This window comes from Glycomyces luteolus (genome assembly GCF_027622875.1).
GTDB lineage: Bacteria > Actinomycetota > Actinomycetes > Mycobacteriales > Micromonosporaceae > Glycomyces > Glycomyces luteolus.
On sequence record NZ_JAPZVP010000011.1, the window covers coordinates 146856 to 159567 of the forward strand.

A 12712-nucleotide genomic window follows, 5' to 3' on the forward strand; every position below is an offset into this window, starting at 1 on the left:
ACGACTTTCGTTACAGGCGTCGGATGTTTGCGGCGCCTCGGCTCTTGTGCTCGATCGACCCTGCCGCTAGCTTGGTTCATCGAGTCCTCCGCACCCGAGTATCCAAACTGGAGCAACCCCGTGAGTGAGACCGCCCCGCCGCAGCCCGAACCCTCCTTCGAGTGGGCCCAACCCGGACGTTACCTGCGGTTCGACCACGGCGAGGACCACCCCGTCCGGATCGCCCGCTGGGCGACCGGTCCCGACGGACCGTCGTTCGCCGCGCCCATGCCCATCGTCGACGTGAACACCGCCGGGGAGCCGCGCGCCCGCCACAATCAGAGCCTCCTGCATTGGGGCGCCGGGCTGCGCCTGCGCTACACCTTTCATGAATTCGACGGCAATGAGCTGCGGATTCACCAGCGTGAACCCGAGAGCGGGCTCGAAGTGACCAGCGTCTTCCGGGCGGCGGGGCCGGGCCTGCAGATCCGGCACACCGTTCGCAACGGCGCAGAAACCGGTATCATGCTGCTTTCGGTCACCTCCGCGCTCGTCGCCGTCCCCGAAGGCCCCCACGACCTGATCTGGGGAGAGAGCGAATGGCTCGCCGAAGGGCGCTGGCGCCAGCGGCCGATCGCCGAGCTGCTGCCGAACGTCAACCCGGAGTTCCACCACGGCCGCCGCAACCGCGGGAACTTCGGCGTGACCAGCCACGGGTCCTTTTCGAGCGGCGAGTTCCTGCCCACCGGCGTGCTCGCCGTCGCAGGCGGGCCATCGATCGCGTGGCAGGTCGAGACCAGCGCCGGATGGCACTGGGAGGCGACGCAGAACGAAGGCACGGTCACCGTCGGCGTGTACGGCGCGACCGACCTGTACCACCAGTTCGCCCAGCACCTGGCCCCCGGCGAGGAGTTCACCTCGGTGCCCGCCGGGTTCTGCGTCGCTGACGGCGGACGGGACGCGGCATTCGCGGCGCTCACCGACTACCGCCGCGCGATCCGCGAGCTGCGCCCGGTCGACGCCCGACTGCCGCTGGTCTACAACGACTTCATGAACACCCTCATGGCCGGGCCCTCGACCGAGAAGGAGCTGCCGCTCATCGAGGCAGCGGCCGAGGCCGGTGCGGAGTACTTCTGCATCGACGCCGGCTGGTACGGCACCGGCAACTGGTGGACCGACTCGGGTGACTGGCACGAGGTCCCCGGGCTGTTCGACGGCGGCCTCATCTCGCTCATCGACGCGATCCGCGCCAAGGGCATGCGCCCGGGGATCTGGCTCGAACCCGAAGCCGTGGGCGGCAACGCGAAAGCGGGCAGGGAGCTGCCCGAGGAGGCGTTCTTCCAGCGGCACGGCCGCCGCGTCAACGAGACCGGGCACTTCCAGCTCGACTTCCGCCACCCGGCCGCCCGCGCGCTGCTGGACGAGGCCGTGGACCGGCTCGTGGACGAGTTCGGGATCGAGTTCTTCAAGCTCGACTACAACGTCAACTCCGGTGTGGGCACGGATGTGGACGCCGACGGCCCCGGGGCCGGGCTCCTCGGGCACACGCGGGCCTTCCGCGACTGGTTGAGCGACGCCCAGACTCGCCACCCGAACGTGCTGTTCGAGAACTGCGGTTCGGGCGCGATGCGCATGGACTACAACCTCCTTTCCGTGGCGCACCTGCAATCCACCAGCGACCAGCAGGACTTCCGGCTGTACGCGGCGATCGCCGCCGCCGCGCCCGCGAGCGTCCTCCCCGAGCAGGCCGGGAACTGGGCCTACCCGGCTGAGGAGATGAGCATCGAGGAGACGGCGTTCGCGATGACTGCGGGCGTCATGGGCCGGCTCTACCTCTCCGGGTTCCTCGGCGGGCTGAGCCCGGAGCGCTTCACGCTGGTGCGCGAGGCCATCGCGCTCCACAAGGACTGGCGCCACCGCATCGCCAAGTCGCACCCGGTGTGGCCGCTCGGCCTTCCCGGATGGGACGACGACGTGATCGCGCTGCAACTGGACACCGGCGACGAGTCGCTGCTGGCGCTGTGGGGGCGCGGCGAAGCCGCCGAGATCGCGCTGCCGGGGCTGCGCGGGCGGACTTTCGAGCAGGTCTATCCGGTCGCCTTGCCACAGTGGACGATCCGCGAGGACGGCGGCGTGCCGATCGTGGAGGTGCCCACCGGCAACGCCGCTCGCATCTTCGCGGTGCGGTAGCGAAGCAACGATGGGGCCTTTCCGGATTGCGGCATCCGGAAGGCCTCGTCGCCAATGCCCGAGTTGTGTGGATCAGTGAAAGATTCGATCAATCATCTATTGATTGATGCCTATACCAGGCATAACGCTCATGAACAGTAACGATATTTCGACTATCCGAACGCTCCGACAGTAAAGATCAGATCTTTTTTCGTTCAGAGCATTGACGAAGTTGAGTGATCGATTTACCGTGAACATTCACGAATCTGGATCGCAAAGGAGCGGGCGTGAGCGTCTTGAGCTGGGAGTGTCGCCTAACGGCACACAGGACGACCGGAGCGGAACGGTGACCGCGGCAGTGGAGGCGCCGACCGCGGCCACCGTCCGCGAGCGGCGCCGAAAGACGCGCCGGCGGAACCTGCGGCGGCATTGGCAGCTGTACGTGCTGCTGGTGCTTCCGGTGGCGTACTTCGTGATCTTCCAGTACATCCCGATGGCGAACAACGTGATCGCCTTCAAGGACTACAACGTGGTCCAGGGCATCTGGGGTTCGCCCTGGGCCGGGTTCGACCACTTCGAGCGGTTCTTCGCCAACCCGGTCGCCTGGGACCTGATCCGCAACACGTTGATGCTGAGCCTCTACGGCTTCCTGGCCGGATTCCCGATCCCGATCATCCTCGCTCTGGCCCTGAACGAGGTGCGGGCGCGCTTCTTCAAGCGCACGGTCCAGATGGTGACCTACGCACCGCACTTCATCTCGACGGTCATCGTCGTCTCAATGCTCATCCTGATCTTCTCCCCGCGCATCGGGTTCATGTCGGATGCGCTGGGCTTCTTCGGGATGGACTCGAACCTGCTCGCGGATCCTGACGCGTTCCGCAGCGTGTACGTGTGGAGCGACATCTGGCAGACCGCGGGGTACTCGGCGATCATCTACATGGCCGCGCTCGCGGGGATCGACGTGAGCCTGTACGAGGCCGCCCGCCTCGACGGGGCGTCCCGGTTGCAGAAGATCTGGCATGTGGACCTGCCGGGGATCGCGCCCACGGTCGTCGTGGTGATGATCCTGAGCGTCGGCTCGGTGATGGCGATCGGGTTCGAGAAGGCGTTCCTGCTGCAGAACCCCCTCAACCTCTCGCAGTCGGAGATCATCGCGACCTACACGTACAAGATCGGCCTGCTCAACGCCGACTTCAGCCTGGCGACGGCGGTCGGGCTGTTCAACTCCGTCATCAACCTCGTCCTCCTCCTTGCGGTCAACACCGTCTCCAAGCGCGTGACCGGCAACGGACTCTGGTGAAGGGAGCCCCTGCAATGACTATCGAGACCGCTACTCGGGCCGAGCCCGAGACCGCCCCCGAAATCAAGGCCCGCAAGCCGAAACGCCGCCGCGCCACCCAGGTGCAGGACACCCGCGTGGACCGGATCTTCATGGTCGGCGTCTACGCCCTCCTGACGACCTTCCTGCTCATCGTGCTCGTGCCGCTGATCAACATCGTGGCCAGCTCCTTCTCCAGCCCCGCGGCGGTGTCGGGCGGCCGGGTGTTCCTGTGGCCGGTCGACTTCACCTTCATCGGCTACAAGGCGGTGCTGACCAGCGACGCCATCATCACCGGCTTCGGCAACTCGCTGTTCTACGCCGGCGTCGGAACGCTCGTCAGCGTCGCTCTCACGGTGATGATCGCCTACCCGCTCTCCCGCAGCGAACTGGTGGGACGCAAGGTCTTCATCGGCGGCGTCCTGTTCACGATGCTGTTCTCCGGCGGGCTGATCCCGACCTACATGGTCGTCCGGGCCCTCGGCCTGCTGGACACCCGCTGGGCGCTGATCCTGCCTGCCGCGATCGGGGCCTGGCAGGTGCTCATCGCCATGACCTTCTTCCGCTCCTCGATCCCCGGCGAGCTCTATGAAGCGGCGCAACTCGACGGCGCCAGTGATCTGCGGTTCCTGTGGTCGATCGTGCTGCCGCTTTCGAAACCGCTGCTGGCGGTCATCGCGCTCATGTACGGCATCGGGCAGTGGAACTCCTACTTCAGCGCCCTGATCTACCTGCGGAGCGAAGAGCTGTACCCCTTGCAGCTGGTACTGCGGAACATCCTGATCGTCAACAACACCGGCGGAACGAACCTCGCCGATCAGATGGCGGCCGAGCAGATGGCCGACCTCATGAAGTTCTCCCTCATCGTCGTGTCCACAGTGCCGGTCATGCTCGTGTACCCGTTCGTGGCAAGGCACTTCACCAAGGGCGTGATGCTCGGCTCCGTCAAGGGCTAGAGCGCCGCTACCCCGAGTTTTTTCGCCGTAGCCGGCTCGACGGCGTTCCCCCTCACTCCCGTCAACTCCTCAAACCGAAAGGCAGTCAACGATGACCAGCAGATTCGCCCGAGCGGCAGCGGCCGGAGCGGCGCTCGCCGTGTCGGCCAGCGCGTTCGCCGCGTGCTCCTCGGAGCCGGAGACCACTCCGGACGACGTGATCACCGTCTTCGCCCCGCAAGGCGAAGACGCGGACCTGGACACGAACGCCTTCACGAAGGTGATAGAAGAGAAGTTCGACGTCGACCTCCAGTTCGAGACGACGACGTGGGACGGGGCCGCGGCCGGGGAGAAGCGGCAGATCTCCCTCGCCAGCGGCGACTACCCGGACGCTTACATGCTCATTCCATGGGTCGACCAGTTCTCCAGCGATGAGCTGGTGAAGCTCGGCGGTCAGGGGGTGATCCTGCCGCTCGACGACCTGATCGGCGAGGACACCCCGAACCTCACCGCCGCGTTCGAGAAGGAGCCGGGATTCAAGGAACTGGCGACGTCCCCGGACGGGAAGATCTGGGGCATTCCCGCGTGGAACGACTGCTACCACTGCTCGTATCCCTCGAAGCTGTGGATGAACTCCACTTGGCTGGAGGCCGTCGACCTGCCCCAGCCCACCACGCCCGAAGAGCTTCGGACGGTGCTCGAGGCGTTCAAGACGCAGGACCCCAACGGGAACGGGAAGGCCGACGAGATCCCGCTCTCCGCGGCGGGCGGCAGCTCGCTCTTGTCGTACCTGATGAACCCGTTCGTCTACACCGCGGAGATGTACTCGAACGCGGAGGGCACCACCCCGGCCACGCTCGGGGCCGTCAACGGCGAGGTCGTCCTGCAGCCCACCCGAGACGAATGGCGCGATGCGATCGCCTACGTCGCTTCCCTGTACGAGGACGGCCTGATCGACGAGGGCGCCTTCACGCAGAACGGCGAGGCGCTCAATGCCAAGGGCAACAGCGCGGAGGGCGTGATCCTCGGATCGGTCGCCGTCATGCACCCCTGGTTCGTGACCAACGACCACGAGGACGGGCGTTACGGGCAGTACGACGCGGTCGCGCCGCTGACCGGACCGAACGGCAGCGACGCGACGTACAGCGGTGGGGGCGCCGGCGCCGCACCCGGCGCGACCTTCGTGATCACGAACCGCTCCAGCGAGGCCAAGCAGAAGAAGCTCATGCAGATTCTCGACTTCATGGTCTCGTATGACGGGCACCTGCAGGGCGAGTTCGGCGTCGAGGGCGTCAACTGGTCCCGCCCCGAGGCGGGCGATGTGGCCCTGGACGAGGCCCTGGAGCCGAACTTCAAGACCCTCACGCCTCCCGAGGGCGAGGGCACGAACAACTCGTGGGGTCCGATCGCGCAGTTCTTCAGCGACGCGGAGTTCCGCAACAGCCAGGTCACCGCGACGGACATCTACACTCCCGAGGGCTATGAGCGCCGTCTGTTCGAAGCCACGAAGCTCTACGAGGGCCACGAGTCCGCCGAGCTGTTCCCCTACTGGGAGGTGGGGGTGACCGGCGAGACCGCCACTGAGCTCTCGACGATCCAGACGAACGTGGAGAACTTCGTCGTCCAGGCGAGCGCGGAGTTCGTCACCGGCGTCCGCGACATCGAGAGCGATGAGGACTGGGCCGAGTTCCAGCAGAACCTGACCGACCTCGGCGCCGAACGGTACGTCGAGATCTACCAAGAGGCCTGGGACGCCTCGAAGTAGCTCCCCCTACTGGTGGGCCGCCTCCGGGTCAAGACGAGGAGGCGGCCCACTGTCACGACACCTATTGAAAGGCCCCGGCAGCATGATCCGCGAGCGGCGATTCATCAACGGCGACTGGAAGTTCGACTTCGGCGAGCATCCCGAGGCGGAACTGGAGGCGTCGGATCCACAGTGGTATGACGTGGGCCTGCCGCACTCCTTCGAGCTCCCGGACTTCCGCGAGCACAAGATCTATGTCGGCCACGGCTGCTACCGGCGCACCATCGAGGTGGACGAGACGTGGCTGGGCAAGTGGATCGCGCTGGAGTTCCTCGGTGTCTTCCAAGTGGCCGAGGTGTTCGTGAACGGCCGCTTCGCGGGCCGCCACGAGGGCGGCTACACACCGTTCACAGTGGACATATCCGATGCCGTCACCGCCGGGGCGAACGACGTGTTCGTGCGGGTGAACAATCTGTGGAACGCGCGCCTGGCGCCGCGCGCCGGCGATTACAGCTTCGGCGGCGGGATCAACCGCGACGTGAGCCTCATCGTCGCCGACCGGGTGCGCATCGACTGGTACGGCATCGGTGTCACCACACCGGAAGTGAGCCGCGAGCGCGCCACGGTGGCCGCTTCCGTGGAGGTCGTCAACGACGAACCCTGGCCGGTCCAGGTCAGCGTGGCGGCTGTGGTCTCCGACCCCGAACGCTCGGTCGCGTCGCTGCCGACCATGCACCGGAGGATCCCCGCCCGGTCTCGCGCAGTGGTGGAACTCGAAGGGGTCGTGGCGAATCCGATCCTGTGGCATCCCGACCATCCGCACCGCTACAAGCTGACGGCTTCGGTATCGGTCGACGGCATCGCCCGCGACTCGCAGACCACACACTTCGGCTTCCGCTGGTTCGAGTTCACCGCCGATCGCGGTTTCTTCCTCAACGGCGAGCACCTCTACCTTCACGGTGCGAACGTCCACCAGAACCGCGGTGGCTGGGGCGACGCCGGCACGCGGGCGTCCATCCGCCGCGACATCGCGATGGTGAAGGAGCTGGGGATGAACATCATCCGAGGCTCCCACTACCCGCACCACCCTTACTTCGCCGAGGAATGCGACCGCCAGGGGATCCTGTTCTGGTCCGAGCTCCACTTCTGGGGCATGGGCGGCCCGAGCGACGACGGCTACTGGTTCGCCAGCGCCTATCCGGTGAACGAGGCCGACGAGGCCGAGTTCGAAGAGAGCCTGCGCCTGGCGTTGCGGGAGATGATCCGCACCCACCGCAACCATCCGAGCATCATCACCTGGAGCATCGGCAACGAGGCGTTCTTCAGCGACGACGCGGTGATCGGCAAGGCCAAGGCGCTCACCGTGGAACTGGTCGCGCTCGCGAAGGAGCTCGACCCGACTCGGCCCGCAGCGGTCGGCGGTGCGCAGCGCAAGGGCTTCGACGTGCTCGGCGACATCGCCGGCTACAACGGCGACGGCGCGGAGCTCTTCATGGACCCCGGGTTCCCGAGTGTCGTCTCGGAGCACCACGGCGTGATCGGCCCCGGTCCCGGCAAGTACGAGGTGCGGTGGGAGCACGGGGTCGAGGTCGACTACCCGTGGCGCTCAGGGAAGATCTTCTGGTGCGCCTTCCACTACAAGACGATCGCGCCGGGGGCCGGCCTGCAAGGCCTCGCCGACTACTTCCGCAGGCCCAAACGGGCTTACTACTGGTACCGCGAGCAGTTGCGCGGGATCGCCCCGCCCGTCTTCCCCGAACCCGGGACGGCGGCCGCGCTGCGGCTGCGCACCGACACTGAGACGATCCCGACCGACGGCACCGGCGACGCGAGGATCGAAGTCGAGCTCGTCGACGAGCGCGGGGTCCGCGTGGCCGACGACCGGCCGATCCGCCTCACCGTAGTCGAGGGCGAGGCGCTGTTCCCTTCAGGGCAGAGCATCACGCTGTCTCCGGAGACCAGCAGCGTCTGGGATGGGGCAGGGGCGATCGAAGTGCGCTCCTATGCGCCTGGGTCGCAGCGTATCCGCGCCACCGCCGATGGCATGGCGCCGGCCGAGATCGTGCTGACCGCGACCGGTCGAGGGCGGCCGCTCGGCTCGGCGCGGCGGCTCCCGCCGCGCGCGCCGTACCTGACCGAACCGCCGCCGGGTGGCGGCTACATCTCGCTGGCGGCCTACCGCCCGGTGAAGACCAGCAGCGCCGCCCCGGGGCACCATGGCGGCAATGCGACCGAATCGGGCGGCTCGTGCTGGCGCGCGATGCGGCGGGAACCGGGCGAGTGGATCGCCGCGAGCCTCGAGTTCCCGTACTTGATCAGCCGGGTCGAGATCGACTTCGCCGAGGCGCCGAGCAGCCCGTGGCTGGTCGAATCGGCCGAGGACGGGCACGAGTTCACGACACTGCACCGGGGCGAGCCCGGTAGCGTTCGCTCGGTCAAGGTCGAATTCGAGCTGCGGACGGCCACGGCGGTCCGCGTGTACTTCCCAGAGCAACCCATCGACATCGAGGAGATCCGTGTCCACTGAATCCGAATACGCGGGCTACCTGTACGCGTATTTCAAGCGCGAGGGCGCCGACGGCGAGCAGGTCTACTTCGCCTTGAGCGAGGGCGACGACCCGCTGCGCTTCAAGGACCTCAACGGCGGCAAGCCGGTCCTGCGCTCCACCTCTGGCGAAGGCGGCGTGCGCGACCACCACATCGTGCGCTCCCCGGAAGGCGATCGGTTCTACCTGGTCGCCACCGACCTGTGCCTGTACAAGAGCATGGACTGGGACCGGCACCAGCGGTGGGGCAGCCGCTCGATCATGGTCTGGGAGTCCGGGGATCTCGTGGACTGGGGCGAGGGCCGGCTGGTGGAGGTCGCGCCGCCGGAGGCCGGCAACACGTGGGCGCCCGAGTCGGTGTGGGACCCCGAGCAGGAGGCCTACCTCGTGCACTGGTCGTCGAAGCTCTACGACGGCCCTGAGCACGAAGGCGAGACCTACAACCGGATCGTGTGCGCGACCACGCGCGACTTCCGGGAGTTCTCCGAGCCGCAGGTGTGGATCGACCGGGGCTGGAACACGATCGACGCCACGGTGATCGAGCACGAGGGCGTCTACTACCGCTACCTCAAGGACGAGCGCAGCCGCACTCACGGTGTGCCACATGGCAAGTCGATCTTCTCCGAGACCGCGACCTCCCTCATGGGCGAGTGGAAGCCGCTGGCCGAGGGCATCGGCCTGGGGCCGGTCAGCCAGGGCGAGGGGCCGCTCGTGTACAAGTCGAACACCGAGGACAAGTGGTACCTCTGGATCGACGAGTTCAGGCCCGATCGCCGGTACGTGCCGTTCGAGACCACCGATCTCGCGGGCGGTGCATGGACGCCCTCCGAGGGCTTCCTGCTGCCGGAGGACCCGTGCCACGGCGTCGTGCTGCCGGTGACCGCCGCGGAGCACGAGCGTCTGACCGCCGCCTGGGCCTGACGGAGACGAACGGGCGGGGCCGAGCGACCATCGCTCGGCCCCGCCTTTGCGACCTCAGGAAGCGTTGCCGCCCTTGCGGGGGCGTTCGAGCACGGCGTTCCCGTACGGCTCGAGTTCCAGGGCCTCGCCGTCGATGTCGACCGTCGCCGGGGTCGGGCTGCAGTTGAGCACGAACACGTGGTCGGTGTCGCCGTCGCTGCGGACCTGGGCCGTGACGCCCGCCGGGAGGTCGGTGTCGAGGGCGCGTTCGACGCCGGTCTCGGCGATCAGCGAGCCGTAGAAGTCGCCGAGGAAGTCCGCGCCGGTGCGCGCCGCGATGAAGTACGCCCGGCCCGCTCCGCGGTGGTTGACGGTGAGCGCCGGCCGGCCCGCGTAGAAGTCGGAGCCGTACGAGCCGAGGACTTCAGCGCCCTCGGCGTGGATCAGCTCGCACAGGTCGAACGCCTCGTACTCCGTGCCGTTCCAGGCGATCGCGTTCCGGTCGTCCGGGTAAAGCGCGTCGACCTCCTCGGCCCAGACACCGAGCGTCTCCCGCAGCGGGCCGGGGAAGCCGCCCAGGAAGGTCTTGTCGTTCTCGTCGACGTACCCGGAGGCGTAGGTGGCGACGAAGGTGCCGCCGCGCTTGACGAACGCGTCGACGGCCTCGGCGACGCCCGGCCTGAGCATGTAGAGCATCGGCGCGACGAGGACCTTGTACCGGTCCAGACCGCCCTCAGCGGCGAGGAGCGAGCCGTCGATCACGTCGACCGGCACGCCCTGCTGCCAGAACGCCTGGTAGTGGTCGATCACCGTGCGCGCGTATCCGGTCCTCTGCTGGAGCATGCCCCTCATGTCGTCCAGGGCCCACCGGTTGGGCCAGTCGTAGACGAGCGCGACATCTGCGGGGGTTGCAGTGCCGACGACCGCGTCCATGCCGGCGAGGCGCTCGCCGACCTCGGCCACGTCCCGGAAGACGCGGGTCTTCTCGGTGCCCTCGTGGTCGACGATCGCGCCGTGGAACTTCTCTGAACCGCCGCGGCCCTTGCGGAACTGGAAGTACTGCACGGTGTCCGCGCCGTGCGCGACCGCCTGCAGCGACTGGAGCAAGTGGACACCGGGGCGGTGGAGCTTGGCGACCGGCCGCCAGTTCGTGGCCGACGGAGAGGACTCCATGAGCATGAACGGCTTGCCCTTGAGGCTGCGCGTCAGGTCGTGGTGGAACGAGGCCTCGACGCCGGTGCGCACGTCGCTCTCGGTGCCGTTCCACTGCGGGTAGGAGTCCCAGGAGACGACGTCGAGCACTTCGGCGAGCCGGTAGTAGTCGATGCCCGGGTAGGTGCCCATGAGGTTGGTCGTGCAGGGGATCTCGGGGGTGATCGCCTTGAGCGGCGTGATCTCGTGCAGGTAGAAGTCGACGAACTGCTCGGTGGTGAACCGCATCCAGTCCACTTGCAGGCCGTGGATGTCCTGCTCGCCCTTGGCGCCCGGGGACTCGACGTGGGACCAGTCGGAGTAGGTCTTGGCCCAGAACGCGCTCCACCACGCCTCGTTCAGGTCGTCGAGCGAGCCGTACTTGTCCCGGAGGTACTCGCGGAACCGCTCCTGGCACAGGTCGCAGTGGCATTCGCCGCCGTACTCGTTCGAGATGTGCCAGACGCCGAGCGCGGGATGCCTCCCGTAGCGCTCGGCGAGCGCCGTGTTGATCGCCAGGGTCTTCTCGCGGTACACCGGCGAGGTGAGGCAGTGGTTGTGGCGGCCGCCGTGGCGGTTCTTCGTGCGGTCGCCGTTCATCCGCAGGACCTCGGGGTAGCGGTGGCTCATCCAGCCGGGGCGGGCGCCGGAGGGGGTGGCGAGGACGGCGGTGATGCCGTTCTCGGCCATGAGGTCCAGGATCTCGTCGAGCCAGCCGAACTCGTACCGGCCCTCTTCGGGTTCGAGTGCGGCCCACGCGAAGATGCCGACCGACAGGGTGTTGACCCCGGCGAGGCGGGCGAGGCGCATGTCCTCCTTCCAGGTCTCGTCCTTGGTCCTGAGCCACTGGTCGGGGTTGTAGTCACCGCCGTGCAGGAGGTGGGGGACGCCCTTGACGATGGGCGCGTGGCGGATGGTCTTCCGGCTCACGAGGCGTACTTCCTTCATTCGGCACCGTTCATTTACCGATCAAGACCCTATGGCAAAGTCACCGATTGTCAACCCGGATCGTGATCGGATCCGGCGGCGCGAACGCCGTGCGCGCCGCTTCGGTAGCCAGTCGGGCTCACGCCGTGGACGCGCGTGAACTGGCGCGAGAAGTACATCGGGTCGTCGTAGCCCGTCTCGCGGGCGACCGCCGCGACCGGCAGGTCCGTGCCGTCGAGGAGCTCCCTGGCGCGGGTCATCCGCAGCTGCACCTGGAACTGCAGCGGCGTGACACCCAGCCGCTCGCGGAACAGTGCGGTGAGCTGGGAAGCGCTGAGCCCCACCATGTCCGCGAGCGCGGTGACCGAGGTGCGGCGCGGCGCGGCGGCCCGCAGATGCGCCGCGGCCCGCTCCAGGGGACTCAAGTCGGATCCGGGTCCGCGCCGCCCGGTGGCGACCACGCGGGTGAGCGCGTGCCAGGCCGCTCCGGCGGCCTCGATGAACGCCGACGCGGTCAGCCCGGAGTCCAGCGCGTCGATGACTTGTGAGACCAGGCTCACCACCGGCGCCGGGTCGCGAAGGTGCGTCACCGGGCCTCCCGCCGCCGCGTGCGCGGTCCGGACCAGGTCGGCCGCGTCCACGCCCGTGAAGTGGAACCACCACAGCGTCCACGGATCCGCTTCGAGGGCGCCGTACGCGTGCGGACGGTCGGCGGGGAGCAGCACCGTGCCCCCTCGGGAGACCGTGAACCGGGTGCCCTCGGTGCGGCACCAGCCCGTGCCGTCGGTGCAGACCAGCAGCACGTGCTCGCGCGCGCCGCGCGGACGGACGCGGCCGTGCCGGGCCGCGTGCGGGAAATGGCCGGCGTCGGTGACCATCAGCTTGCCCGTCACCGGGTGCCGCAGGGCCTTCGCGACCGCAGCACGTGGGACCACGAGCATCCGCTGCCCGGAGAAGCCGTCGCGGATCGCGGAGCCGTCATCGACCGTGGTTTCGTCCATGC

The 12712-nt window shown here is 67.9% G+C and carries 8 protein-coding genes; 6 read left to right on the forward strand and 2 right to left on the reverse strand.

All coding sequences use genetic code 11. The features are described from left to right. The first annotated feature begins 120 nt into the window (after positions 1-120). The 6 genes from O1R50_RS15380 to O1R50_RS15405 all read left to right on the forward strand — a co-directional run bounded on the left by O1R50_RS15380 (position 121) and on the right by O1R50_RS15405 (position 9612). A complete protein-coding gene (locus tag O1R50_RS15380) occupies positions 121-2169 on the forward strand; it encodes a glycoside hydrolase family 36 protein (protein ID WP_270110970.1) in 2049 nt (682 codons plus the stop codon). A gap of 325 nt (positions 2170-2494) precedes the next feature. Beyond that, positions 2495-3448, forward strand: coding sequence for an ABC transporter permease (locus tag O1R50_RS15385; protein WP_270110971.1), 954 nt, complete (start codon positions 2495-2497; stop codon positions 3446-3448). Between the two features lie 14 nt (positions 3449-3462). Continuing rightward, positions 3463-4422: a carbohydrate ABC transporter permease gene (locus O1R50_RS15390; protein ID WP_270110972.1), complete on the forward strand. Its 960-nt coding sequence runs from the start codon at positions 3463-3465 to the stop codon at positions 4420-4422. 91 nt (positions 4423-4513) lie between these two features. Beyond that, the gene (locus tag O1R50_RS15395; protein WP_270110973.1) at positions 4514-6166 is read left to right on the forward strand and encodes a type 2 periplasmic-binding domain-containing protein; all 1653 of its coding nucleotides are present in this window, start codon (positions 4514-4516) and stop codon (positions 6164-6166) included. A gap of 82 nt (positions 6167-6248) precedes the next feature. After that, a complete protein-coding gene (locus O1R50_RS15400) occupies positions 6249-8672 on the forward strand; it encodes a glycoside hydrolase family 2 protein (protein ID WP_270110974.1) in 2424 nt (807 codons plus the stop codon). Beyond that, entirely contained in the window at positions 8662-9612 is a 951-nt protein-coding gene (locus O1R50_RS15405) for a glycoside hydrolase family 43 protein (protein ID WP_270110975.1), read from the forward strand. The genes O1R50_RS15400 and O1R50_RS15405 overlap by 11 nt, the downstream gene beginning before the upstream one ends. 54 nt (positions 9613-9666) lie before the next feature. Here O1R50_RS15405 and O1R50_RS15410 read toward each other — a convergent pair whose 3' ends face one another. Both O1R50_RS15410 and O1R50_RS15415 read right to left on the reverse strand, forming a co-directional pair. Beyond that, entirely contained in the window at positions 9667-11730 is a 2064-nt protein-coding gene (locus O1R50_RS15410) for a beta-galactosidase (RefSeq protein WP_408612706.1), read from the reverse strand. A gap of 50 nt (positions 11731-11780) precedes the next feature. Further along, complete coding sequence (locus O1R50_RS15415; protein WP_270110977.1) at positions 11781-12710, reverse strand: helix-turn-helix domain-containing protein; 930 nt, start codon at positions 12708-12710, stop codon at positions 11781-11783. Positions 12711-12712 lie beyond the last annotated feature (2 nt).

Excerpts from the sequence above, each read along its gene's own strand:
- O1R50_RS15390 (WP_270110972.1), top strand. The coding sequence starts at position 3,463 with ATGACTATCGAGACCGCTACTCGGGCCGAGCCCGAGACCGCCCCCGAA.
- O1R50_RS15400 (WP_270110974.1), top strand. The coding sequence starts at position 6,249 with ATGATCCGCGAGCGGCGATTCATCAACGGCGACTGGAAGTTCGACTTC.
- O1R50_RS15395 (WP_270110973.1), top strand. The coding sequence starts at position 4,514 with ATGACCAGCAGATTCGCCCGAGCGGCAGCGGCCGGAGCGGCGCTCGCC.
- O1R50_RS15415 (WP_270110977.1), bottom strand. The coding sequence starts at position 12,710 with ATGGACGAAACCACGGTCGATGACGGCTCCGCGATCCGCGACGGCTTC.
- O1R50_RS15410 (WP_408612706.1), bottom strand. The coding sequence starts at position 11,730 with ATGAAGGAAGTACGCCTCGTGAGCCGGAAGACCATCCGCCACGCGCCC.